This is a genomic window from Leeuwenhoekiella palythoae, from assembly GCF_900130045.1.
Lineage (GTDB): Bacteria > Bacteroidota > Bacteroidia > Flavobacteriales > Flavobacteriaceae > Leeuwenhoekiella > Leeuwenhoekiella palythoae.
Map to the genome: position 1 here is coordinate 750,561 of NZ_FQXT01000002.1, position 24,619 is coordinate 775,179.

26 protein-coding genes are annotated in these 24,619 nt (G+C 39.5%); 13 read left to right on the forward strand and 13 right to left on the reverse strand.

Annotated features, from left to right (window positions below; all coding sequences use genetic code 11):
* The first annotated feature begins 7 nt into the window (after window positions 1–7).
* The 4 genes from BUA96_RS06770 to BUA96_RS06785 all read left to right on the forward strand — a co-directional run bounded on the left by BUA96_RS06770 (window position 8) and on the right by BUA96_RS06785 (window position 2,748).
* Window positions 8–1,267, forward strand: coding sequence for a putative DNA modification/repair radical SAM protein (locus tag BUA96_RS06770; protein ID WP_072981566.1), 1,260 nt, complete (start codon window positions 8–10; stop codon window positions 1,265–1,267).
* Entirely contained in the window at window positions 1,267–2,013 is a 747-nt protein-coding gene (locus BUA96_RS06775; protein ID WP_072981567.1) for a TIGR03915 family putative DNA repair protein, read from the forward strand. The genes BUA96_RS06770 and BUA96_RS06775 overlap by 1 nt, the downstream gene beginning before the upstream one ends.
* Before the next feature lie 43 nt (window positions 2,014–2,056).
* Window positions 2,057–2,260, forward strand: coding sequence for a hypothetical protein (locus tag BUA96_RS06780; RefSeq protein ID WP_072981568.1), 204 nt, complete (start codon window positions 2,057–2,059; stop codon window positions 2,258–2,260).
* Between the two features lie 251 nt (window positions 2,261–2,511).
* Window positions 2,512–2,748 carry a hypothetical protein gene (locus tag BUA96_RS06785; protein WP_072981569.1) on the forward strand — a complete coding sequence of 79 codons (237 nt, stop codon included), beginning with the start codon at window positions 2,512–2,514 and terminating at the stop codon, window positions 2,746–2,748.
* A 77-nt stretch (window positions 2,749–2,825) separates the two neighbouring features.
* Here the strand turns inward: BUA96_RS06785 and fabD are convergent, their stop codons facing one another.
* On the reverse strand, window positions 2,826–3,707 hold the full coding sequence (gene fabD, locus BUA96_RS06790; protein WP_072981570.1) for an ACP S-malonyltransferase: 882 nt from the start codon (window positions 3,705–3,707) through the stop codon (window positions 2,826–2,828).
* A gap of 127 nt (window positions 3,708–3,834) precedes the next feature.
* On the opposite strand from fabD, the gene BUA96_RS06795 reads away from it, so the two are divergent.
* Window positions 3,835–4,224: a hypothetical protein gene (locus BUA96_RS06795; protein ID WP_128755659.1), complete on the forward strand. Its 390-nt coding sequence runs from the start codon at window positions 3,835–3,837 to the stop codon at window positions 4,222–4,224.
* On the opposite strand, the gene BUA96_RS06800 is transcribed toward BUA96_RS06795, so the two are convergent.
* From BUA96_RS06800 to BUA96_RS17385, 3 genes are read right to left on the reverse strand one after another with little or no spacing between them, the layout of a single operon-like run.
* Window positions 4,221–5,069 carry a fructosamine kinase family protein gene (locus BUA96_RS06800; RefSeq protein WP_072981572.1) on the reverse strand — a complete coding sequence of 283 codons (849 nt, stop codon included), beginning with the start codon at window positions 5,067–5,069 and terminating at the stop codon, window positions 4,221–4,223. The two genes, BUA96_RS06795 and BUA96_RS06800, sit on opposite strands and share 4 nt — an antisense overlap.
* Complete coding sequence (locus tag BUA96_RS17380; protein ID WP_233430617.1) at window positions 5,056–5,544, reverse strand: dihydrofolate reductase; 489 nt, start codon at window positions 5,542–5,544, stop codon at window positions 5,056–5,058. Before BUA96_RS17380 ends, BUA96_RS06800 begins: the two co-directional genes overlap by 14 nt.
* A 3-nt stretch (window positions 5,545–5,547) precedes the next feature.
* Window positions 5,548–5,976, reverse strand: a complete 429-nt coding sequence (locus BUA96_RS17385; RefSeq protein ID WP_225597490.1) for a 2TM domain-containing protein — start codon at window positions 5,974–5,976, stop codon at window positions 5,548–5,550.
* 58 nt (window positions 5,977–6,034) lie between these two features.
* Here BUA96_RS17385 and BUA96_RS06810 point away from each other — a divergent pair, with 58 nt between their 5' ends.
* Together BUA96_RS06810 and BUA96_RS06815 are read left to right on the forward strand one after the other, a co-directional pair.
* Window positions 6,035–7,108, forward strand: coding sequence for an aminotransferase class V-fold PLP-dependent enzyme (locus tag BUA96_RS06810; RefSeq protein WP_072981573.1), 1,074 nt, complete (start codon window positions 6,035–6,037; stop codon window positions 7,106–7,108).
* A gap of 189 nt (window positions 7,109–7,297) precedes the next feature.
* Window positions 7,298–7,588, forward strand: coding sequence for an isoamylase early set domain-containing protein (locus BUA96_RS06815; RefSeq protein ID WP_072981830.1), 291 nt, complete (start codon window positions 7,298–7,300; stop codon window positions 7,586–7,588).
* A gap of 15 nt (window positions 7,589–7,603) precedes the next feature.
* Here the strand turns inward: BUA96_RS06815 and egtD are convergent, their stop codons facing one another.
* The 4 genes from egtD to BUA96_RS06835 form a co-directional block, all read right to left on the reverse strand.
* Window positions 7,604–8,578 (reverse strand): L-histidine N(alpha)-methyltransferase, encoded by a 975-nt coding sequence (gene egtD / locus BUA96_RS06820; protein ID WP_072981574.1) that lies wholly within the window; start codon window positions 8,576–8,578, stop codon window positions 7,604–7,606.
* Between the two features lie 9 nt (window positions 8,579–8,587).
* On the reverse strand, window positions 8,588–9,754 hold the full coding sequence (gene egtB, locus BUA96_RS06825; RefSeq protein ID WP_072981575.1) for an ergothioneine biosynthesis protein EgtB: 1,167 nt from the start codon (window positions 9,752–9,754) through the stop codon (window positions 8,588–8,590).
* Between the two features lie 87 nt (window positions 9,755–9,841).
* Window positions 9,842–10,255 (reverse strand): energy transducer TonB, encoded by a 414-nt coding sequence (locus BUA96_RS06830; protein ID WP_072981577.1) that lies wholly within the window; start codon window positions 10,253–10,255, stop codon window positions 9,842–9,844.
* Window positions 10,256–10,281: 26 nt separating this feature from the next.
* Window positions 10,282–11,133, reverse strand: coding sequence for a thymidylate synthase (locus tag BUA96_RS06835; protein ID WP_072981579.1), 852 nt, complete (start codon window positions 11,131–11,133; stop codon window positions 10,282–10,284).
* A 130-nt stretch (window positions 11,134–11,263) separates the two neighbouring features.
* Between BUA96_RS06835 and BUA96_RS06840 the strand changes: the two genes are divergently transcribed.
* Window positions 11,264–11,629 carry a hypothetical protein gene (locus tag BUA96_RS06840; protein WP_072981581.1) on the forward strand — a complete coding sequence of 122 codons (366 nt, stop codon included), beginning with the start codon at window positions 11,264–11,266 and terminating at the stop codon, window positions 11,627–11,629.
* A 6-nt stretch (window positions 11,630–11,635) separates the two neighbouring features.
* Here the strand turns inward: BUA96_RS06840 and BUA96_RS06845 are convergent, their stop codons facing one another.
* The 4 genes from BUA96_RS06845 to BUA96_RS06860 all read right to left on the reverse strand — a co-directional run bounded on the left by BUA96_RS06845 (window position 11,636) and on the right by BUA96_RS06860 (window position 15,543).
* A complete protein-coding gene (locus tag BUA96_RS06845; RefSeq protein WP_072981583.1) occupies window positions 11,636–13,051 on the reverse strand; it encodes a NupC/NupG family nucleoside CNT transporter in 1,416 nt (471 codons plus the stop codon).
* A gap of 7 nt (window positions 13,052–13,058) precedes the next feature.
* Complete coding sequence (locus BUA96_RS06850; RefSeq protein WP_072981585.1) at window positions 13,059–13,682, reverse strand: bifunctional nuclease family protein; 624 nt, start codon at window positions 13,680–13,682, stop codon at window positions 13,059–13,061.
* An 85-nt stretch (window positions 13,683–13,767) separates the two neighbouring features.
* Entirely contained in the window at window positions 13,768–14,736 is a 969-nt protein-coding gene (locus BUA96_RS06855) for an electron transfer flavoprotein subunit alpha/FixB family protein (protein WP_072981587.1), read from the reverse strand.
* A 60-nt stretch (window positions 14,737–14,796) separates the two neighbouring features.
* Complete coding sequence (locus tag BUA96_RS06860; RefSeq protein ID WP_072981589.1) at window positions 14,797–15,543, reverse strand: electron transfer flavoprotein subunit beta/FixA family protein; 747 nt, start codon at window positions 15,541–15,543, stop codon at window positions 14,797–14,799.
* Window positions 15,544–15,739: 196 nt separating this feature from the next.
* Between BUA96_RS06860 and BUA96_RS06865 the strand changes: the two genes are divergently transcribed.
* The 5 genes from BUA96_RS06865 to BUA96_RS06885 all read left to right on the forward strand — a co-directional run bounded on the left by BUA96_RS06865 (window position 15,740) and on the right by BUA96_RS06885 (window position 23,704).
* Window positions 15,740–16,717 carry a pyruvate dehydrogenase complex E1 component subunit beta gene (locus BUA96_RS06865; RefSeq protein WP_072981591.1) on the forward strand — a complete coding sequence of 326 codons (978 nt, stop codon included), beginning with the start codon at window positions 15,740–15,742 and terminating at the stop codon, window positions 16,715–16,717.
* A 169-nt stretch (window positions 16,718–16,886) separates the two neighbouring features.
* Window positions 16,887–19,379 (forward strand): DUF5686 family protein, encoded by a 2,493-nt coding sequence (locus tag BUA96_RS06870; RefSeq protein WP_072981593.1) that lies wholly within the window; start codon window positions 16,887–16,889, stop codon window positions 19,377–19,379.
* Between the two features lie 171 nt (window positions 19,380–19,550).
* Window positions 19,551–20,078, forward strand: a complete 528-nt coding sequence (locus tag BUA96_RS06875) for an inorganic diphosphatase (RefSeq protein ID WP_072981595.1) — start codon at window positions 19,551–19,553, stop codon at window positions 20,076–20,078.
* 135 nt (window positions 20,079–20,213) lie between these two features.
* A complete protein-coding gene (locus tag BUA96_RS06880) occupies window positions 20,214–22,607 on the forward strand; it encodes a sodium-translocating pyrophosphatase (protein ID WP_072981597.1) in 2,394 nt (797 codons plus the stop codon).
* A 68-nt stretch (window positions 22,608–22,675) separates the two neighbouring features.
* Entirely contained in the window at window positions 22,676–23,704 is a 1,029-nt protein-coding gene (locus BUA96_RS06885) for an App1 family protein (protein WP_072981599.1), read from the forward strand.
* Window positions 23,705–23,707: 3 nt separating this feature from the next.
* On the opposite strand, the gene BUA96_RS06890 is transcribed toward BUA96_RS06885, so the two are convergent.
* Window positions 23,708–24,610, reverse strand: a complete 903-nt coding sequence (locus tag BUA96_RS06890) for a M14 family metallopeptidase (protein ID WP_072981601.1) — start codon at window positions 24,608–24,610, stop codon at window positions 23,708–23,710.
* Window positions 24,611–24,619 lie beyond the last annotated feature (9 nt).

Here is a 24,619-nt window from a genome sequence, read left to right on the forward strand (position 1 = left end):
TCCTACTATGAATTTTGAACGAATAAAAGAAAAATTAAATATTCTTGCTGATGCAGCAAAATATGATGTCTCGTGTTCCTCTAGTGGAAGCAAGCGTCAGAATACTTCTAAAGGTTTAGGGGATAGTTCCGGAATGGGAATCTGCCACAGTTATACTGAAGATGGCCGGTGTATTTCCCTCCTTAAAATCTTACTTACCAATCATTGCATTTTTGATTGCGCTTATTGCGTGAGCCGAAAGAGCAATGATATCAAGCGCGCTGCTTTTAAGATTCAAGAAGTGGTAGATCTTACGATCAATTTTTACCGCCGTAACTATATTGAAGGTTTATTTCTAAGCAGTGGTATTTTCTCAAGTCCAGATCATACGATGGAGCGGCTGATTGCGGTGGCCAAAAAGTTGCGTTTAGAAGAAAATTTTAACGGTTACATTCATTTAAAATCTATTCCCGGGTGCAGTGACGAACTAATGCGTGAAGCCGGTTTGTATGCCGATAGACTTTCGATCAATATTGAGATTCCCACAGTTTCCGGACTCAAATTATTGGCTCCTGAAAAGAATCATAAGGATTTCATCAAACCTATGGAAAAGGTCAAGAATGAAATTTTACAGTATCAGGAAGATAAAAAACTCTCCCGAAAAACGCCTATTTATGCACCTGCCGGACAAAGCACGCAAATGATTGTAGGTGCAACGGGGGAGAGTGATAAGGATATTATGTATTCTGCTGTGCATTATTATAGCACCTATAAAATGAAGCGTGTGTACTACTCAGGTTATGTGCCGGTCTTAAAAGATGAGCGCCTGCCGGCGTTAGGAACTGAGGTGCCTATGCTGAGAGAAAATAGATTATATCAAACAGATTGGTTACTCCGGTTTTATGGTTTTGATGTACGCGAATTATTAAATAAAGAGTATCCCAATTTAGATGTGGACATCGATCCTAAATTGAGTTGGGCTTTGCGCAATATGCATCTGTTTCCGGTTGATGTCAATACTGCCGAAAAACGAATGCTTGCCCGGATACCGGGATTGGGGATGAAATCTGTATACAAGATCTTAAACGCCAGAAAATACCGAAGATTGAATTGGGAGAATTTAAAAGCCATTGGCATCGCATTTAACCGAGCTAAATATTTTATGATCTGTGATTCCCGCGACTGGGAACGACGGGATCTAGAGCCGGCACGTATTAAAAGTATGATTCTTCAAAGTTCTCAAAGTAAGTATCAGAAAATGTATAATAATCAGCTAACCTTGTTTTAATGCAAGCTCAAAAACTTATTTATGATGGAAGTTTTGAAGGATTGCTGACTGCTATTTTTGTGGTATATGAAGAGCGAATTCCTAATGCTGAAATAGTAGAAGAACGTTTTTACGAACCTGATTTTTTCGCCGAAAAAAATCACATATATACCGATGAGACCAAAGCAGCGCGCGTTTGGGATAAACTAAAACAATTTCCACAATTTAGCGCAACGGTGTATCGCTCGTTCTTGACAGAATTGCGAGAAAAAGAATCTTACATTCTAAAAGCGATTCAATATGTGTTGAAAACTAAAAATGCCAAAGATTATGGGGAACCGGCGGTACTCAAGTTGGCTCAATGGACCAAACAAATAGGACGGGAAAAACACAGGATGGAAGCTTTTGTGAGATTTAAACGGACAAAAGATGACCTGTATATCGCACTAGTCGCACCTGATTTTAACGTGCTTCCACTCATTGCGAAGCATTTTAAGAATCGTTATGCAGATCAGCAATTTGTTATCGTTGATCATAAGCGCAACTATGGTATTTATTACGATCTTAAGAGCATAACATTCGTTACGCTAGATTTTGACGCCAATAATTTAAAAGATGGCCTTCACGAAGAGGAGCAGTATTACGATGAGATGTGGCAAGATTATTTTATAAGTACAGGTATTAAAAGCCGAATTAATAAGAAACTTCATCAGCAACACGTACCTAAACGTTATTGGAAATACTTAAATGAAAAAAATCCGCTTTAGCGATAAATGATTATTTTTAATTAAGTAACTCAAAATTCAAATTATGAAGCGATTATATTACAGCGTGATGGCACTCGCCATTTTAGGAGCAGTGTCTTCGTGTAGAGAAACCACTCAAGAAAAAACCGAGGAAGCAGTTGAAGCTATTGGTGAAGATGTAGAGCAAGCTGCTGAAGAAGCCGGGGATGCTATTCAAGAAGGAGCAGATGAACTTAATGATGAGATACAAGGTAACGACGATCATTAGTAAGCTTTGATAATTTAAAAAAAAGGGTATTTTAAAAGTGATTTTAAAATACCCTTTTTGCTTTTTAGCGTTAACCCGGTTTATTGAAAAATTCAAAATTGTCAGAGATTCTGATAATCAATTCATTGTAATGCTTGCGGTTTTTTTAGCAAAAACATAAATCGATAAAAAATTTAATAAAATTTAAGAATAAGCGCTGTTAATTTATATACATTTGACAGCAATTAACGCTAATTAAAATTACATCAATTATGAAAAAATTTATGTACAGTGCATTCGCACTTTTATTAATGGTTTCTGTTTCTGCTTGTCGCGAAACTACTGAAGAAAAAACTGAAGACGCAATGGAAAGCGCTGCTGACGATATGGGAGATGCAATGGAAGATGCTGGTGATGCAGTAGAAGAGGCTGCTGAAGATACCGGTGACGCTATCGAAGAAGGTGCTCAAGAAGTTGAGGACGAAGTTGAAGGAAACGACGATATGTAATCTCTAAGAGATTAAAAGGGAAAGCCCCGAACGTAAGTTCGGGGCTTTTTTTATGTGAAAAAATAGAATACTACTTGTTAGATCGTAGCGCTACTGGTAGCAGTTTGACGGTCTACTTTTTTGACTAGACCTTGTAATACCTTACCTGGGCCAACTTCAATAAATTCTGTGGCACCGTCTTTAAGCATATTTTCAACACTTTGCGTCCATTTTACAGGAGCCGTTAGTTGAAAAAGTAAGTTCTTTTTAATTTCTGCAGGATCGGTTACTGCTGTAGTACTTACGTTTTGATAAATAGGGCACGTAGGTGTACTGAAAGTTGTTTTCTCAATAGCAGCTGCAAGTTCTTCGCGCGCTGGCTCCATTAAAGGAGAATGAAAAGCACCACCCACCGGAAGCACCAAGGCACGCTTTGCGCCACGCTCCTTTAAACGTTCGCAAGCTTCGTTTACTGCTTCGATTTCCCCGGAAATAATCAATTGTCCCGGGCAATTGTAATTCGCAGCTACTACCACGCCATCAACATCAGCGCAAACCGCTTCAACTAGTTCGTCTTCTAAGCCTAAAATAGCAGCCATTGTAGAAGGTACACTATCACAAGCCTTTTGCATAGCCTGAGCACGCTGCGAAACCAATCTTAGTCCGTCATCAAAGCTTAATACGCCGTTAGCAACAAGTGCAGAAATTTCACCTAGAGAATGTCCCGCTACCATTTGTGGCACAGCGCTATGGCCTAAAGCCTTAAACAACGCAACCGAATGTAAAAAAATCGCAGGTTGGGTTACTTTAGTTTCTTTAAGTTCTTCAGCAGAGCCTTCAAACATAATCTTGGTAATATCAAACCCTAGTATTTCGTTGGCGCGCTCAAACAATTCACGAGCCACATCAGAAGTTTCATAAACGTCCTTACCCATACCGGTAAACTGCGCTCCCTGTCCGGGAAAAATATATGCTTTCATATTTTGATTTTTCTAAATAGTGCTGTAAAAATACACATACACATATGGATTTAGAAATTATAAATACAAAGTGCGGTATTTATTCTCATAAAGTTGCTTACTTTGAATGATATAGGAAACGATCTTCATGATGAAACACAATCAATATTTCAAAATAGCAGCTTTTTTAGTCTGCGTCTTTTCAACGTATGCGGTGTCAGCTCAATTTGATGCGATCAGTAATCTACCGCTCCAGAAAAATCCTAAATATCAATGGGCTAATGAAAGCAAAAAGGCATCTATTAAGGAATCTAAAATGCAGGTTGATTTTTATTTAAATCAGAAAGATGCTGAAAATTACATCTATATTGTAGATGGTCAGGTTTTACCTGTAAATGATTTTAAGGAATATAAAGAGAGCATATTGAAGCAAGCTCGTGCCATCAATTTTGTGAAAGGAATAGACAGTGTTATGGGATATCCTTCTCATCGCAAACGAATGCTTATTTTAATAACCACACAAACCGTTGAAGATTAAATATAGGTTTTGAGAATCGAGTTTGCTGTGTTGTAGTAATGACCCCCAAAAAGATTTACATGAACTAGAATGTAATAAAGTTGCCAGAGTCTAATACGCGCTTTCCAGCCTTCACAAAGTGGAAAAACTTCGTGATACTTATCAAATATATTTTCATTAAAACCGCCAAAAAGGCGCATCATTGCTAAATCCATTTCACGGGGTGCATAACAAGTAGCAGGATCTATTAGGACAGGATTTCCATCAGAATTGACCATAAAATTACCGCCCCATAAATCACCGTGAATAAGCGCTGCCGGTTCATCAGGAATTAGATCAGGAATGGATTTGTACAATAAATCTACATTTCCAAAAGAAAAACCACGGTCTGCCGCCATTTTAAATTGTGGCATTAAACGCTGCTTGATATAAAAATCTGCTGCTGAAGCTTCTTCGGTATTGTATTGCGGTAAACTACCTATGTAATTATCCTTTTGAAAACCAAAAGCCGACGTAGTCTGATGCATTTTAGCAAGATTTTGTGCAAAAATTTCATCGAAGTCAGCGCTAGGTTTCCCGCTTTCTATGTGTTCAAGAAGTAGATAGCTCTTTGTCTCAAACGTACCAACGCCAAGAACCTTTGGTGTGATAAAGCTTTTAGATTGCGCCAGGCTTTCTAAACCTAGTTTTTCTAAAGAAAACATTTCCGGGAAACGCTGTGCATCATTGATCTTGATCACAAAATTGCCTTGATCAGTAGTTAATAGAAAAACAGCATTGATATCACCACCACTCAAAGGTGTGGCTTGTTTAATCGAAAATGAAAAGCTTTGGTTTAGATGAATTGTAAAATCAGCGTCGAGCATAAGTTAAATACGTGAATGCATAATCGTGGCGCTCATCTTTGGGATGAAATGTTTCAGCAACAAGCTCCCAATCGTTCTCATTAATTTCAGGAAAAAAGGCATCCGCCTCAAAACTGCTATGCACCCGGGTAAGTTCTATATGCGTAGCCTGATCTAATGCGAGTTTATAAATTTCACCGCCACCTATCACATACGGGTTGTCGTCATTCATAACAGCATCAAGAGCAGCGTCTATACTATCAACCACAATTATACCTTCACCGGCGTCATACTCTGAATTTCGGGTAATAACAATGTGGGTTCTGTTAGGCAATGGTTTTGGGAAAGACTCAAAAGTCTTTCTTCCCATAATGATATGATGATGCGAAGTAAGCTTCTTAAAGCGTTTAAAATCATCAGGTAAATGCCACACAAGGTCATTGTCTTTACCTAACGCATTATTTTCTGCAGCAGCGGCAATAAGCGTAATTTTCATCGGTTAGGGATTTAAAGGAGGATTGGGGTTTATTGCTTTAGGCTCAGTTGAATTGGGCAATGGGTGTTCTTGATCAACTTTGTTCTGAAGTTTAGCAATCTTCTCTTTCTGTTTAGCCACTAGTTTATCTAATTGCTCATGTTCCCATTTTTTATTCATAAAACTGCTGAAGAGAAAAACATTCAGAAAATGAATTAGAAATAAGAAAAACCAAAGCAACACTGCCCAGACAAACCAATCGACTTGACCGGGTCTGAAGTTGGTACCAAAATCTAAAAACTTATTCAGAATAATAAGAAGAACCGCACCTGCCAAAAAAACGATAAAATGTCTAAAGAGATTTTTTTTCTGCTTGATTCTAAATTGTGCGTGCTCTATAAGTTCTCGCTGTTCGCGGTCTATTTTTGTGGATTCCTGCTTTTTTGAGAACATAAGAAAAAGTAAATTGTGTGAAAATCAAATTTACAAGATTTAATCGCTATTCAACCTTATGAAAAACTTAAAAAAGGAGTTCCCGGTCACTGCAAATTATACGCATCTCAACACGGCAGGTTCGGGTTTACTTTCTGAAACCTTGCTTGATTTTAGACAAAATCACGACTTAGATTATCTGGTTTATGGTAGTGTGATAAAAGATAAACAGGATAAATTTATAAGCGGGGTACGTAAAGACGTTGGGTCTTTTTTTAAGTGTCATCCCAGCCGTGTGGCTTTAGTCCCTAGTTTTTCTATTGGCTTTAATTTTTTGTTAGATGCTTTGCCTTCAAAAACCAAAGTCTTACTGCTGCAAGAAGACTATCCTTCAATAAACTGGCCTGTTGAAGCTCGGGATTTTGAAATCTGTTATGCAGCGATTGATGAGCATCTTGAAGAAAATATCCTCCAAGCTGTGGAAAGGGAAAAGCCTCAAATACTCTGTTTGAGTTTGGTGCAGTATGTAAGTGGAGTTCAAATTGACTTTGAGTTTTTAAAGAAGCTTAAAGAAAACTTTCCTGATCTTATAATTTGTGGAGATGGCACGCAGTATTGTGGTGTTGAAGAATTTGATTTTGAGCAAAGCGGACTAGATATTCTTGGTGCCAGTACGTATAAATGGATGAATGCCGGCTACGGAAATGGGTTTTTTCTCTTTAAAGAAGCGATGCAAGAAGTATTGAAACCAAAAGCAGTAGGATTTGCTTCCATTCGCGGATTGTATAAAGAAGAAAATGAGCACGCACTCATAGGTAAGTTTGAACCGGGGCATATAGATACCCTCAATATGGGTAGTTTGCAAGCCGCTATTCAGCTGGTGAAAAAAGTAGGTTATTCGAACATTACAGAGCAGATAAATACACTTAAGAAACAGGCTTTAGAAGCGTTTGCTTCCCGAGGGCTACTGGATGATTTTGTAACGCAGCGCAAGGTGCACTCTTCGATATTTAATATTAAAGGCGATCAGAAGTTATTTGAAAAGCTCAAGGCAAAAGACATCATCTGTTCTCAGCGAGGTAATGGAATTCGGATTAGTTTCCATTATTTTAATACCGAAAGTGATTTAGAGCAGCTTTTAAAGTTAATTTAGCATTATTTTGAGATTGGCTACTGTTAATTAAGTGCATATTCCTTTAGAGAAATCGTTTTCGCTTTTTTATATTGATTTTCAATAGGTTAATTCACTGCGTTTTCTAAAAAAATTCGCATAAATATCTGATTTGTTGTGTTTTATATTTCTTCAATTATATATTTGTTAGGAATCAAAAAAGAATCTGTTATGCCAATTACAAAACAATTTTTAAAGTCAAAACCAGAGTGTAAGGTAACCTTCACAGTTTTAGATACTGACGCCAGCAGTGTTGCCGTTGCAGGCGATTTTAATGAGTGGGAAAAAGTAGAGCTTAAAAAGCTAAAAAATGGCTCGTTCAAAGGAGCATTAAACATTCCCGTAGATGCATCTTATGAGTTTAAATATGCTGTTGACGGGCAATGGATGAACGATCCTGAGGCAGATAGTTATCAATGGAATGATTTTGCCGGAGCAGATAATAGCGTGCTTTCGGTTTAAACGTATTTCTTTCTTTTAGGAATCTGTTTTAAAAATATAGTCTGTAAACTGGCTTTGCGCATCAGTAAACTGGGTGACTACTTTTAGCCCGGCCTCTTGCGCGAGCCAGTTTACAACATCGTCATCGTATTTCTGGGAAATTTCGGTATGAATACTTTCCCAAGGCTCAAAATTGATCTGAAGATTCAAATTTTTGAGCGTCACTTGCTGACTTTTTGTACTCACTAAAAAGCTTTTGGTAGTGCCGGTTTCAGGGTCGTAAGTAGGCCAGTGTTTGAAGGTTTCGGGGTCAAAATCTCCCGCTAGTTCTTTATTTATTCGATGTAAGATGTTTTTATTAAAGGCCTCAGTAACTCCCTGAGAATCATTGTAGGCTTTTAAGATTTTTTCCGGGTCTTTTTTCTGATCAAGTCCCATGAACAACAAATCTTGTTCAGCCATTGAATTTCTAATATTCTTCAAAAAATCAATCGCTTGAGGGTGGGTAAGGTTCCCAATATTAGACCCAAGTACCAGAATGACCTTTTTGCGATCAGAAGGCTGATTATTTAGTTTTTCTAAAATTTCAAAATATGTTCCCTGCTTTACTTTAATGTTGATCTCTGGCCATTTTTTAAGAATTGCCCCCTCGAGTTCCTCGAGCATATTCTGGCTGATATCAATGGGTTTATAGGTAAAATCCAACTGCTGTTTTAGAAATTCTTCTAAAAGGATTTTGGTTTTTTTTCCGTCACCGGCACCTAGTTCAATTAAATCAAAACCCTTAGATTCTTGAAATAAAGTTGCGATCTCATTTTTATATTGATCAATGATCTGAAATTCACATCCCGTCAGATAATATTCGGGCAGATCCATTATCTGCTGAAATAATTTATCTCCTTTTTTGTCGTAAAACCATTTTGAAGACAGGCGTTTAGGAAATGCTGTAAGCCCTTCATAGACCTCTTTTTCAAAGGTATTTTTGAAATGTAGTGCAGTTGTAGTTTTCATAAGATGCGGTTATTGCGCTAAACGAATTCCTGTGAATTGCCAGCGCAATTGAGGGTGAAAAAAGTTGCGATAAGTGGGACGCGTATGTTTATTGGAAGTTGCGATAGAGCCTCCACGTAAAACCTTCTGGCTTACCATAAACTTACCGTTATACTCTCCAAGTGCTCCGGGTGCTTTTTGATAATTAGGATAAGGTAAGTATGCGCTTTCGGTCCATTCCCAACGCGCACCCCAGTTAAGCGTTTGATGAGCCACTTCCCATTCAAATTCTGTAGGTAAACGGCAAGTCTTCCATTGAGCGAAAGCAAAAGCTTCATAATACGAGATGTGGGTTGCTGGTGCCTCAAGGTTTAACGGTTGCACACCGTCAAGACCGTAATAAAACCACAAATTATCTTGTTGTTGCCAATATTGTGGAGCCTTTGTATGCAAACTTTTTACCCAGTCCCAGCCTTCGCTATGCCAGAGCAATACTTGGTCATAACCACCGTCTTCTATAAATTCTAGATAGTCCTTATTCGAAACGAGTTGGTTTGAAATTTTAAAATCATTCAGAAATACCTTGTGTTTTCCTAGCTCATTGTCGTAGCAAAAGCCCTCACCATTATGACCTATCTCGTAGATTCCTTCAGGAATTTCTATCCAGGTAGTTGATTGGTTAGAAGCTGGGTTTTCTGAAAATGACTCAGAATATATCGGTTGTAGCGGATTGTTTCCGAGAATATATTTTATGTCAGTGAGCAGCAGTTCTTGGTGCTGTTTTTCGTGATGAATCCCAATTTCTACGAGGGATTGGAGCTCATCTGAAGCTGTATTCTGTTCAAGTAATTCTTGCAATTGATTCGTTACATACGCACGATAGTCATAGACTTCACGCACGGTAGGACGCGAAAGATTGCCGCGATCTGTACGAACCACCCGAGCACCCATGCTTTCGTAATAACTATTGAAAACAAAAGAGAAATTAGGGTCAAACTCCTTATAGTCGGTTTTAAACTTCTTTAAAATAAAATCCTCAAAAAACCAAGTGGTGTGACCTAAGTGCCATTTAGGTGGAGAAACATCTACAATGGGTTGCACTACATAATCCTCAATTTCTAGAGGTTTACACAGCGTTTCGGTATGTGTGCGAGTTTCGAGTAAAAAGTCAAGAAGCGTAGTGGTAGTAGTAAGCATATCAATAATTTACATACTTCAAAAAGAAGCTTTTTAAATGTACGGGAATTATTGCTATGCCCTAGCTTAGACTGTGTTAAGCCCTAGTTAAAAGGTAAATGGCATAGAATATTTAATGGCTCTGGGTTTGCCTCCTGCCTGACCCGGAGTCATTTGAGGTATTGCCATAATGTTGCGTTTGGCTTCTTCCTGAAGCACTTTTGTGCCGCCTTTTACACCAAGAATTTGTGGTTTGCCTTCCTCGTTGATCACGAAGTCTACAACCACTTTTTCCTTAACGCTTCCTTTTTTGTAGCCTTTTGGGAATTGAAAATTTGAAACTACGTGTTGAACCAGTTGTTTTTTAAAACAAGCCTTTTTTTCTGCTGTCGAACCGGTACATCCCGGCCAAACAGGAGGAATTTCGTTAATGGTGATTCCGTTTCCGGAAACAAGCACGCCTTCTTGAGCAAAGCTGAACGCGCAAACTAAAAAACAAGTAATAAGTAATAAAGATCTCATAGGTATTGAAGATTTGGGGTTACAATTTATATGGCTACTTTACCTTTTATGTGAGGGTGTGGATCGTAATTCTCCAGTTGAAAATCTTCAAATTTAAAACTGAAGATGTCCTTGACCTCGGGGTTTAGTTTGATCGTAGGTAAGTTGCGTAATTCACGAGTCAATTGCAAATTAAGTTGCTCTATATGATTGTTGTAAATATGAGCATCTCCAAAGGTGTGAATAAAATCACCCGGAGCATAATCGCATACTTGAGCCATCATCATCGTGAAGAGTGCATAAGAAGCAATATTAAACGGAACTCCCAAAAATACATCGGCACTACGTTGATAGAGTTGGCACGAAAGTTTAGGGCGTTTATCTTCTGCTTCGGGATCACCGGGAGCAACATAAAACTGAAAAAATGCGTGACAAGGCGGTAGTGCGGCCTTACCATTTGCTACATTTTCTGAAAATGATTTTGAAGTGTCTGGCATCACGCTGGGATTCCAGGCGCTTACCAGCATACGTCTACTGTTAGGATTGTTTTTTAAGGTGTCTATCACCTCTTTGATCTGGTCTATTTCTTCACTATTCCAGTTGCGCCATTGATGGCCGTAAACTGGTCCTAGATTACCTTCTTCATCAGCCCATTCATTCCAGATACGTACGCCATTTTCTTTAAGGTATTCGATATTAGTGTCCCCTTTTAAAAACCAGAGTAGTTCGTAGATAATAGATTTTAAATGAAGCTTTTTTGTTGTGACCATTGGGAAGCCTTCGCTCAGATCAAATCGCATTTGATATCCAAAAACACTTAAAGTTCCGGTACCGGTGCGATCCCCTTTTTGAGTGCCGTGGTCTAGTATGTGTTTTACAAGATCGTGGTATTGTTTCATAGCAGGAGTAACATTTATGGTAAAAATACAGCTTTGAAAAACACTGTATTTTTTAAGATATTATTTTTTTTAATAATTTATTAACTAAATATGACTACTTTCGCCTCATAAAAATTGCACAGTCCATTACATGGTTTTAAAATCTAATTCTTATTCATTTGGTGAGGCCAAATATTTTGAAAGCTTTGTTCATATCAAATTTAATGAAGATTTAGATGAGGTCAAGCTTGAATACTCTAAGCAAATTTTTAAAGATATCGAGGCATTTTATGATGGAGCAAGATATGCTTTGATTTCTGAGCGTGGTCTTGCTACAGCTTTTAATCCCATTAATATGAAGTCGCTAAATCTTTCTAAGATGTATGCGTTAGCGGTGGTTTCTCCAGAAGGATCACAACGTCGCGAAGAGCTTGTTGTTGAACAAGGGTACTACAAAGGTTCTTTTGCTTTTTTTACTACGTATAAAGCAGCAGAAGAGTGGGTACTTACCTTTTAATAGGTTTTACCCAATAATCATTCCGGCTATAGTTGAAGAAAGTAGTGAGGCTAAAGTTCCTCCTAATACTGCTTTTAATCCAAATTCAGAGAGTGTTTTACGTTGACCAGGCGCAAGTGATCCTATTCCGCCAATCTGGATTCCTATCGAAGCAAAATTGGCAAAACCACACAATAGATAGGTTGCCATGATGACCGATTTCTGATAGGTAAAACTTAACCCATTTACCGGATTTTTGAGTTCGGCTAATTGAATGTAACCTACAAATTCGCTTGCAGCCAATTTAATCCCTAGCAATTGTCCCATAAGCATAATGTCTTCTGAAGCGACACCAATTAGCCACATTAATGGGGCAAAAATGGTTCCTAAAACAGACTCAAGAGAAAAAGAGGTGTATGGAGTATTAGCGGCTAGAAAGTCGTTTAACGAGGTTACTTCACCGATCTTTCCGAAGCCCCAATTGATCATAGCTATAAAGGCAACAAAAACTAAAAGCATTGCACCTACGTTGGCCGCTAGCTTTAAACCTTCGGTCGTTCCGGTTGCGATGGCGTCAAGAATATTAGAGCCAATTTTATCTGAAGACACTTCTACATTAGGATCTACAGGCATCTGCTGCGGATACAAAAGTTTTGAGATCACAATAGCGCCGGGCGCTGCCATAACCGATGCGGCTAATAAATGTCGTGCAAATTCTAAACGTAAGGCCGGGTCATCACCACCCAAAAACCCTATGTAAGCTGCCAGTACTCCGCCGGCAACAGTGGCCATACCGCCCACCATAACCAATAGGATCTCAGAACGCGTCATACGTTCAAGATACGCTTTGATCATTAGTGGTGCTTCGGTTTGCCCGAGGAAAATATTACCGGCGACCGATAAGCTTTCGGCTCCTGAAATGCCTAATAATTTTGTAAGAACCCACGCCATTCCTTTAACTACAACTTGTACGATTCCTAAGTAATACAAAACTGAAGTCAACGCCGAAAAGAAGATGATGGTGGGTAACACCTGAAAGATAAAGATGAATCCATAACTTTCGGTATCCATCATTCCGCCTAAAAGAAATTCGCTTCCGGCAGCAGTGAAATCAAGGATTTTTACAAAGATCTTTCCTACAAATTCAAAAGATTTTTGAACAAAGGGAACTTTTAATACGCCTATTGCTAATAAGAGTTGCGCTCCTAAACCAATCCCGATAGTTTTCCAATTGATTGCTTTACGGTTTGTGCTAAAAAGATAAGCGATGACCAGCAGGCAGATCATCCCTAAAACTCCGCGCCATAGACTGTCAAAAGAAAATCCGGCGTTGGGTATAATTACTTTGCTCTCAGCTACCGGAAGAATTTCTTGGGCACTTTGCGCTACAGATGATAGGGTAGAAATGACACTAACGAGTAGGAGTAGAAGTAGTTTTCGCATCTATAAATTAATTGCGTTTAGATATTTCGTCTCTGATTTTTGCAGCAGCCTCATAGTCTTCAGCGGCAACAGCTTGTTCTAGAAGAGAATTCAATTCGCTCAGAGATAATTTTTTATAATCGTTAGAAGCAGCGGAAGGTTTTTCTTCCTCCTCTTCAACAACCAGCTGGTCTACAAGAACATCATCTTCTGCTTCTTTAGAAACATCGTGATCAGTACCTTTTAAATAAATGCCGGCTTTATCAAGAATATTTTTATAGGTAAAAATAGGAGCGTTAAACCGAAGCGCTAGCGAAATGGCGTCACTGGTACGCGCATCAATGATCTCTTCAATACTGTCACGCTCGCAAATGATACTGCTGTAAAAAACACCATCAACCAGTTTATGAATGATCACCTGTTTAACCTGAATATCAAAACGGTCTGCAAAATTTTTAAAAAGGTCGTGGGTAAGTGGCCGCGGAGGCTTGATCTCTTTTTCAAGAGCAATAGCAATAGATTGTGCTTCAAAAGCGCCTATAACAATAGGTAGCTTGCGGTCACCATCAACTTCACTAAGTATTAAAGCGTATGCGCCATTTTGTGTCTGGCTATACGATATTCCCTTAATATTCAAACGCACTAAACTCATAAGCTGTAAAAATATAAAAAGGCTGTTTAAATGAGGACAGATATCCAAATTTAAACAGCCCTTTGAGCGCTCGAAAATACTAAATTTAAGAGTTATTCGCCTTAAACTCTTTTAATTTTTCGTTTAGCTTAGGAACAACCTCAAAAGCATCTCCTACAATACCGTAATCTGCGGCTTTAAAAAAGGGCGCTTCCGGGTCTGTGTTGATGACTACTTTAGTCTTAGAGGCGTTGATCCCCGCAAGATGCTGGATCGCTCCTGAAATTCCAACAGCGATATATAAATTAGAAGCAACAGGCTTACCGGTTTGACCTACGTGTTCGCTATGCGGTCTCCAGCCCATATCAGAAACTGGTTTAGAGCACGCAGTTGCTGCGCCTAGAATATCTGCCATTTCTTCGATCATTCCCCAGTTTTCAGGTCCTTTGAGTCCGCGGCCTCCACTTACTACGATTTCAGCATCAGCTATGGTAACTTTGTCTTTTACTTTATCAACCGACTGCACTTCAACTTTAAACTGCGAATCATCAAGGCTAGGGTCAAAAGACGTTTCCGTAGCATCTTTTTGCGCTTCTTTAAGACCAAAACTGTTTTTAGATAAGCCTATGATTTTTACATCTGTACTGATTTCGGTGTGATTGAAGGCTTTGTTTGTAAAAGCGGTACGCTTTACTTTAAAAGGGGAAGCACTTTCTGGTAAGGCCACAACATTTGAGGCATAACCGGCTTCAAGATCTACTGCGAGTAGTGGAGCTAAATATTTAGCATTTGCACTGCTGCTTAAAACCACCACTTTTGAACCTTCGTTTTTAGCGATTTCGGTTACTGCGGCAGCATACGCATTAGCTGTAAACTTACTTAGTTTATCACTTTTTATGTGAACTACCTTATCTGCACCATAAGTGCCTAATGAGGCTGTTTCTTCAGCATTAACGGCAACAGCGGTTACCGTGGTACTCATCATATCTGCGATGCCGCGGGCGTAACTAACGACCTCGTATGCTGTCTTTTTAAATTTTCCTTCTTCTGATTCTGTATATACTAAAACTGACATATTTTTTGCTTTTGATTTTTTCGCGCAAGCGAAAGAATTAAATGTGACTTAAAAGAACTTTTAGATGGCTTTTGCTTCGTTGTGCAAAAGATCTATGAGTTCGTCTAAATTATCTGGTGAGATAAGTTTTACATCTCCTTTAGGAGCCGGTTTTTCAAAAGAAACAGCTGAGGTCTCGGTTGAAGCACCTTGTGGTTCTTTAACCTCAAGAGGTTTTTTTCGCGCCATCATAATACCACGCATATTTGGGATGCGTAAATCACTTTCTTCAACAATTCCTTTTTGCCCACCTACAACTAGAGGTAATTTTGCAGTTACGGTTTCTTTACCACCGTCAATCTCACGAACAGCAGTTGCGGTATCACCGTCAACTTCGAGACCGATACATGTATTTACAAAACTTGCACCGAGTAAACTCGCCAACATTCCGGGAACCATACCGCCATTGTAGTCAATAGACTCGCGGCCGGCAATAATCAAGTCGTAATTACCTTCTTTAGCAACAGCACTTAATTCTTTAGCCACCTGAAATCCATCAAGTGCTTCGGTATTGATTCTAATCGCGGTGTCTGCTCCTATGGCAAGCGCTTTTCTTAAGGTAGGTTCAGTTTCCGGGCCACCTACATTAATAATATCTACAGTAGCGCCTTGTTTTTCTTTAAACCACATGGCGCGGGTAAGACCAAATTCATCATTTGGGTTAATCACAAATTGAACACCGTTTGTATCAAATTTGGTGTCATTTTCGGTAAAATTAATCTTAGAAGTCGTATCAGGTACGTGACTGATGCACACTAATATTTTCATATATCAAACTTTTATCTTGTGAACTATTTCGTTTTCGTTACGAAAATAAGCATTAAAATCGGAAATTTGCTATGCGTGCATAACAAAATTTAGTTAAATCCGATTTCTTAGGGAAGATTTAATTCCTATTTTTGCTGTCCCCACAAAATTGGGGTTTTTACTTGATTTAACAGTACACGTACATCCACTTTTATTTATGAAAACAATACAATTTAGGGAAGCGGTTTGTGAAGCCATGAGTGAAGAAATGCGCCGTGATGAGGCCATTTATCTTATGGGGGAAGAGGTTGCAGAATATAATGGAGCTTACAAAGCATCTAAAGGAATGCTTGATGAGTTTGGTCCAGATCGTGTAATCGATACTCCAATTTCAGAATTAGGTTTCGCCGGGATCGCCATTGGTAGTGCAATGAACGGTAACCGTCCTATTGTAGAATATATGACCTTCAACTTCTCGTTAGTAGGTATAGATCAGATTATAAATAACGCGGCAAAGATCCGTCAGATGTCTGGAGGTCAATTTAATTGTCCAATTGTGTTTAGAGGGCCTACTGCTTCTGCAGGACAGCTAGGAGCAACGCACTCTCAGGCTTTTGAGAGCTGGTTTGCAAATACTCCCGGGCTTAAGGTAATTGTACCTTCTAACCCAGCTGATGCAAAAGGCTTATTAAAGTCGGCTATTCGCGATGACGATCCGGTTATTTTTATGGAAAGCGAGCAGATGTATGGTGATAAAGGCGAAGTGCCAGAAGGAGAATACTTAATTCCAATTGGTGTTGCTGATGTGAAGCGCGAAGGAAGCGATGTAACTATTGTTTCTTTTGGTAAGATCATTAAAGAAGCTTACGCTGCCGCCGAAGAATTAGAGAAGGATGGTATTTCTTGCGAGATCATTGACTTGCGTACCGTGAGACCTTTAGATATTAATACGGTTATCGAGTCTGTAAAGAAAACAAACAGATTGGTGATTCTTGAAGAAGCTTGGCCTTTTGGAAATGTATCTACTGAGATTACCTTCCAAGTTCAGGAAAAAGCTTTTGACTATCTAGATGCACCTATTGTAAAAATAAACACTGCAGATACACCAGCACCGTATTCACCTGTTCTTTTAAAAGAGTGGATACCTAACAGCAATGATGTTGTTAAAGCTGTTAAAAAAGTACTATACAGATAACTAGATACTACTATCTTTGAAGCTTCATTGGTCAATATGTATTGGCTAATGAAGCTTTTTTGTTAGTAGTCATTTTATTTGCGACAAATACGGTGTTCGTTCGTCTTTAAAATATACTAATTCAATAGTTTTTGAGTTAGAAAAACTCCCCTAGACCGTTACCTATTATATGAGGCAATCCTTAAACCTACTTCTCTTTTTATTTATACCTGTTTTACTTCTGGGCCAAACCAAGGCCGGAGGTTTGGTATTTGACAGTGCCGGTAATCCTGTGCCGTTTGCCAATGTAGTGTTTGCGGGTTCTTCTGAAGGTACGATCACCAATGAGGACGGAAGGTTTTATTTACAATCAGATAATACTTATGATGCTTTAAAAGTAACTTTTATAGGCTTTCGGGCTAAAGAGGTGTCGCTTCCGCAGCGCGTAAACTATAATCTGGAGATCACTTTAGAAGAAGAAACCGAAAGTCTCAGCGAAGTCGTGGTGTATAGCGGAAAGCAGCCTAAGAAGAATAATCCCGCCATAGATATTCTGCGGAAGATTTGGGCCAACAAACGCTCTAATGGATTGAATCAGTTTGATCAATATGCGTATGACAAATACGAGAAGGTTGAGTTTGACTTAAATACAATTGATAGTTCGCTGATCAATAGCAAGATCTTTAATAAAATGGAATTCATCTTTGACCAGATGGATACTTCCCGAATTACCGGAAAAACCTACTTGCCCATTTTTATCAATGAACGAAGTAGTGAGGTTTTTGGGGATAATATTTTAGATAAGGAAAAAGAAGAATTAAAAGGAAACCGCAACAGTGGTTTCAGTACTAATCAAACCTTAATTGCATTTATTCAGGAGTTGTATAATGAGTTTAATATATATGACAATTACCTGAAGTTTTTTGATAAAAGCTTTGTGAGTCCGTTGTCTACCACGGGTATTGACACCTATAATTATGTGCTTGCTGACAGTTCGTACATAAAAGATAAATGGTGCTACAACATTATTTATTATCCCCGACGTTCTAACGAACTCACTTTTAAAGGTGATTTTTGGGTGAATGATACCACTTGGGCGATCAAGGAAATTAACCTGCAGGTCAACAAAAGCGCGAATATCAACTGGGTCAAGGAGATCTATATCGAGCAGGAATATGATGTGCTTAATGATTCTGTTTTCTTAATTACCCGAGATTACTTTTTATCAGATTTCGCTTTGCGGAAAAAAGAAGGAAGCCGCGGAGTTTATGGAAAGCGAACCACGCTTTACGACAACTACGTTTTTGATAAGCCCAAAGAAGAAGACTTCTACGACGAGCGCGTTACGCGTTACGATGAATCGGTGTACACGCAACCCGATACCTTCTGGGATGAAAACCGGATGGAGCCTTTAAGCAAAGATGAGAAAGGCGTCTATGTAATGCTCGATTCGCTTCAAAAAGTGCCCAAATTCCAAGCTTTTTATAGTGTAAGTTCGGCGATGGTAAGCGGGTATTATGAGTGGGATAAGGCCAATCTTGATATCGGTCCATTGTTCTCTGCATTTGGTTTTAATGATGTTGAAGGTTTGCGTTTACGAGGCGGTGCACGTACCTATTTTGATCAGAATGATCCCTGGCGATTAGAAGGTTTTGGAGCCTATGGGTTTAGAGATAAGAAATTCAAGTTTGGGCTTTCGGGTAAAGTGCTTTTAGATCATAAAGCGCGTTTGATTGTCTCGGGAGGCTACCGTCAAGACGTTGAGCAAATCGCAGCGAGTTTAACCACTTCAACGGATGTTCTGGGACGAAACCTTGCTTCATCTTCCTTAGTTACTGTGGGGAACAATGACCAACTCACGAGCATTAAACTGGCTAATTTTGCTATTGAAGCCGAATTTTTAAAGAACTTAAAGATCAGAGGAGATCTTTCATACCGCACTTTAGAGTCGGCATCGCCTACATTCAACCTAGATTATTATACAGATTTTACGCAAACCGAAGTAAGATCAGACGTTAAACAAGCAGAGATTGTACTTAGTGGTATTTTTGAGCCGGGTAAGCATACTTCAGGATATGGAGTAGAACGTACAGTTACAAATGAATGGTTTCCTACCATTTATTTTGGATACACCAAAGGAGTTAAGGGCCTTGTAAATAGTGATTTTGATTACGAAAAGCTTCAGGTGTCGTATCGCCAACCTTGGCGTATGGGAGGTTTGGGTACGTTTAGCTCTACCATTGAAGCAGGTAAAACCTTTGGCGAAGTGCCGCTGGGCTTGCTTAGTGTAGTACCGGGAAATCAGAATTTATTTTCTATTTATGGCACGTTTCCGCAGTTGAACTATTATGAGTTTGTGACCGATACCTACGCCACGCTACATTTAGAGCATAACTTTGGAGGTCGAATTTTTGGCCGTATTCCGTTTTTGAGAAAGCTGAATCTTAGAGAGATTATTGGCTTCCGCGGTGCTTGGGGTTCTATTTCTGATGAAAACCAGCTGATCAATGCATCAAATATTGAATATATAGCGCCCAATGATGAGCCTTACTACGAGTATAGCTTTGGGGTAGGTAATATTTTAAAAGTGCTGCGTATTGATTTTAACTTTAGAGGGAATTACCTAGATACGCCAGACGCTAGAAGTTTTGGGGTTACCGGAGCTTTAGAATTTTCATTCTAAGGATTTTACAATCAAAATCTAAATTCATTTCAAGAATCAAAGACGAAAACGTTATAAGTTTTGTAGGTTGCTTCTTTTCAATGGTTTTTCTTGTGGTAGCTTGACATTTAGAGTATTTTTGCCACCCTATTTAGGTTAAAAAACAATAGACACTATAAAGCCAGAACTAATATGACAGCAGATAGTATTTCGACATTTGATGTTTTAATTGAAATCCCAAAAGGGAGCCGTAATAAGTATGAGTACGATTTTAAGCTGAAGAAAATACGCTACGATCGTATGATTTTTTCTTCAATGATGTATCCTGCAGACTACGGATTCATTCCTGAAACTCTAGCGCTTGACGGTGACCCACTTGATGTTTTGGTATTGGTTACAGAACCTACCTTTCCGGGTTGCGTTATGGAAGTAAAGCCTATTGGTGTTTTCCACATGACCGATGAGAAAGGTCCTGATGAGAAAATCATTTGCGTGCCGGTAAGTGATCCTATCGCAAGCAGAATTTCAGATCTTAGTGAGTTAAACCCACACTTGATCAAAGAGATTGGGCATTTCTTTCAAGTTTACAAAGACCTTGAAAAAAAGAAAGTTGATGTAGGAGGTTTCGGTGATGTAAATGAAGCTAAAGAAATCATCAAGCAATGCATCGATCGTTACGCAGATAGCGATGTTCCAAAAGAGGAAGTAAGTATAGAGTAAGCAGTAAAACGCTTCAATTTTTAAAAGACCGCAAATATGCGGTCTTTTTTTATGATTTATTTTCTGTAATTTAAGGCAATCAATGTAGTAGTATCAATTTCACTACATAAGTTCGACTTAATAAATTCACTTTTTATGGAATCAAACATTATTTATGTGCCAATAGTTCTGGCAGTATTAGGCTTGCTTTTTATGTTTATTAAAATGGCTTGGGTAAAAAAACAACCTGCCGGAAATGACAAAATGCAAAGCATTTCAAAAAGTATTAAAGAAGGTGCACTGGCATTTTTAGCCGCAGAATACCGCTTGCTTCTGGTATTTGTGGTGATCGCTTCTGTTCTTTTATATATTATCTCAAACGTTGTAGCTACGACAAGTTGGTTGATTGTACCTGCCTTTATCATCGGGGCGTTCTTTTCTGCATTAGCCGGAAATATAGGAATGCGTATCGCAACAGATGCTAACGCACGTACTGCCGAAGCTGCAAAAACCAGTTTACCTAACGCACTAAAAGTAAGTTTTGGTGGAGGTACCGTAATGGGGCTTGGAGTTGCTGGGCTCGCAGTTTTAGGACTGAGTTTGATCTTTCTATTCTTGATGGGAAGTTTTCTAACCGAAGGTGGAAATTTTTATAACGAAATGACCATCGTTCTTGAGACACTCGCAGGCTTCTCTCTAGGTGCCGAATCTATAGCGCTATTCGCGCGTGTGGGTGGTGGTATTTATACGAAAGCAGCAGATGTAGGAGCAGACCTTGTTGGGAAAGTTGAGGCGGGTATCCCGGAAGATGATCCGCGAAATCCCGCTACCATTGCAGATAATGTTGGGGATAACGTAGGGGATGTTGCCGGTATGGGTGCAGACCTTTTTGGGAGTTATGTGGCTACTGTTTTGGCCGCTATGGTATTGGGTAACTATCTCGTGCAGGATATGTCACAAGGAGCTCTATTTACTGATGCGTTTAATAATATGGGTCCCATTTTACTACCTGTAGTAATTGCGGGAGTTGGGATTTTAGCTTCGATCATCGGGACGTTTTTGGTGAGTATTAAAAATAACGAGGCCAAAGAATCACAGGTGCAAAAGGCATTAGATATGGGGAATTGGGTAGCGATTGTGCTAACCTTAATCGCTAGTTACTTTTTAATCGATTGGATGTTACCTGAAACGATGTCGATGCAATTCTTTGGTGAAGGGTATAAAGACATTCCATCTTTAAATGTGTTTTGGTCCGCTTGTATTGGCCTTGCGGTGGGAGCGCTAATTTCTGTGGTTACCGCCCACTATACGAGTTTAGGTAAAGGTCCGGTGCTTGATATAGTTAAGAATTCTTCAACCGGTGCTGCGACAAATATCATCGCAGGACTCGCAGTCGGAATGAAATCTACATTTTTATCAGTGATTTTATTCGCTGCGGCGATTTATGGTTCGTATGAGCTAGCCGGCTTTTATGGAGTTGCGCTCGCAGCTTCAGCAATGATGGCAACGACAGCGATGCAGCTGGCGATAGACGCTTTTGGTCCCATCGCAGATAATGCAGGAGGTGTTGCCGAAATGAGCGAACTGGAAGACCATGTGCGTGAACGTACTGATATTTTAGATTCGGTGGGGAATACTACCGCAGCTGTTGGTAAAGGTTTTGCGATTGCTTCAGCAGCATTGACGGCTTTAGCGCTTTTTGCGGCTTATGTAACTTTTACAGGAATCGACGGAATCAATATTTTTAAAGCTGATGTGTTGGCTGCGCTTTTTGTAGGTGGAATGATCCCTGTTATTTTTTCAGCGTTAGCGATGCAATCTGTAGGTAAAGCAGCGATGCAAATGGTGCAGGAAGTCCGTCGTCAGTTTAAAGAAATTCCCGGAATTTTAGAAGGAACCGGCAAACCTGAATACGGCAAGTGTGTCGCAATTTCTACACAAGCGGCCTTGCGCGAGATGATTCTTCCCGGACTGATCACGATTATCGTTCCTATAATTATCGGTCTTATTTTTGGGGCAGAACCTCTTGGAGGCTATATGGCTGGGGTTTGTGTTTCAGGTGTGATGTGGGCGATTTTTCAGAATAATGCCGGTGGTGCTTGGGACAACGCTAAAAAGTCTTTTGAAGCAGGAGTTGAGATTAACGGAAAAGTAGAATACAAGGGGAGCGACGCGCACAAAGCAGCGGTTACCGGGGATACTGTAGGAGATCCTTTTAAAGATACTTCAGGGCCTTCTATGAATATTTTGATCAAACTTACCTGTCTTGTAGGTCTTGTGATCGCCCCGATTCTCGGTGGGCATTCAGAAGGTTTGGCAACCAATCAGGAAGTTAAGGTCGAGGTGCAAATGCAACAAGAATCAAACGGGTTGTACAGCGCTTTAATTACGGAAACAAAAACCATAGACGGGAAACTTCAGGTTACCGAAAAACGACTTCAGGGCAGTGAAGAAGAGCTGAAGAAACAAATAGCAGAGTACAATACTAAATCACATAGTGCATCAGAAAAGCATGTTGTAAAGGAGATAAAATTTGAAGAAAAAGAATAACGAATCCTTAAGACAACTTTATCATTTTAAATCCCGATGACCTCATCGGGATTTTCTAATTTAAAGATATGCTGAAGGATGTTCTACAAAAACTTAAACTACACCCCCAAGATCCCTTGCAAATTCACGGGTATCAAACCTATGGCACTAACGAGCATTTGTATTTGCTGGGTAGAGCCTTAGAAGATGAGGGCGTCAATCTGGATAAGACCGGCCTGGCCAACGCATTTAAAAATGCGTATAAACAGTTTAGAAGTGATGAGTTACCCTTTGCAAAGCTGAAGATCAAACTGCCGGATGACCGCGTTTTCTATGTAGAAACTAATGCTGAGGGCTATTTTAAATTTGATAAAGCGGTTAAAGATTTGCAAGACCTGACGAACGAGCAAGGTTGGTTGCAGCTAGAATTGGCATATGATGATGAAAATCAAAAACGACTGATTAAAAACAACAACAGGTTTCCGGGGCAGATGTTGATCCCTTCTCGCAAAGCGGAATTTGGCGTCATCAGCGATATCGACGATACCATTTTAAAAACCGGAGTAACGTCACTTTTAAAATGGCGCGTTATTTTTAATACGTTGTTTACCGGTGTGGGCAAACGCACCCCATTTAAAGGAGCGGCGTCTTTTTACAAGCAACTGCATTTAGGAAAGTCGGGCAATGCTTCTAATCCTATGTTTTATGTGAGTAATAGTCCGTGGAATTTATATCATTACTTGCAAGCGTTCATTAAGCATAACAATTTTCCTAAAGGAGCCATTTTGTTACGGGATTTTAGAACGCCTTTTGACCGAACCCCAAAACCCGAAAAACCTCATAAACAGAGAGAAATCCGAAATATTTTAAACACTTATCCAGATTTGCAATTTGTGCTTATTGGAGATAGTGGAGAGCACGACGCCGATATTTATATCGAGATCGCTGAAGAATTTCCTGAGCGTATTAAAGCCATTTACTTGCGTAGTGTGAATCACGAAAAGCGTGTTTTCCGCGTACGCGGACTTCTAGAACGTTTTGAACTAACGCCTGCGCTTTTGGTGAAAGACAGTCAAACCGCAGCAGAGCACGCTCGGGAATTAGGGCTTATCCAATAAGCATTACACTTCGCGCACTACAAAAAAGCCGTCATTGCCCTGATCTTGATACAGCGGCATAAAAATAAAAGCGTCCCATTCACTTCTAACTTCAGAGCCGTTGTGTGTGGCTAACAGTTCTCCTTTTTTAATAGGTTGAAAGTTTTCGTAACCCGGTTCCATTTTAAACGAATCACCGTCTTTGATCTCGTGACGGTATTCGATCTCAAAGGTCTTCTGTTCAGCACGCATAGCTTCCATATACGTTGCAGCTTCAGGGTATTTTTCTAAAGTGTTTAGATCTAAATCACAAGCTTTAGATAACGCAAGCCAGATCATTCCTTCGTGATGTTTTACTGCATCTGGGCTTGTATGTTGACCGCCTTCAAAGACAAAACCGGTAACGCCAATTCGGCTTAGATAATGATCGATACATCCATAAACGATATCTGAAAACCCACGGATTATATAAGGTGGAAACCGGTGCGCCCAAGCATCATTGTCTTGTACTTCTTGCACTGAGATATACGGTTTGCTAGCAGATGAGGTCGTGTGACAATCCAGAAAATAGCGCTTCTCAAAATCAGTTTTCGGAAACTGTTCTAACACTTCGATAATAGAAAACATCTCTTTTTTCTCGTGCGAGTCTTGTTTTTTGCTAGCTATATTTTTTTCTGTCCAAGTTCGGTTGAGGTCTTCGTCAATGTAGCGTACATTTTCTTGCAGCGCTTTATGATTCCCGGAAACTCCTACAACGGTACCTTTGATCTCAGGTTGCTCCTTTTTTAATTGAGCAAAGACTTTTTGCAGCGCTTGAACGCCACTGGGCTCATTGCCGTGAACGCCACCGGTTATAAAAAGAAGCGGTCCGGCTTTATTGCTTGTGTATTGCCCCAGAATTCTAGGATATTTTTTTTCTAAAGACATAATTTCTGT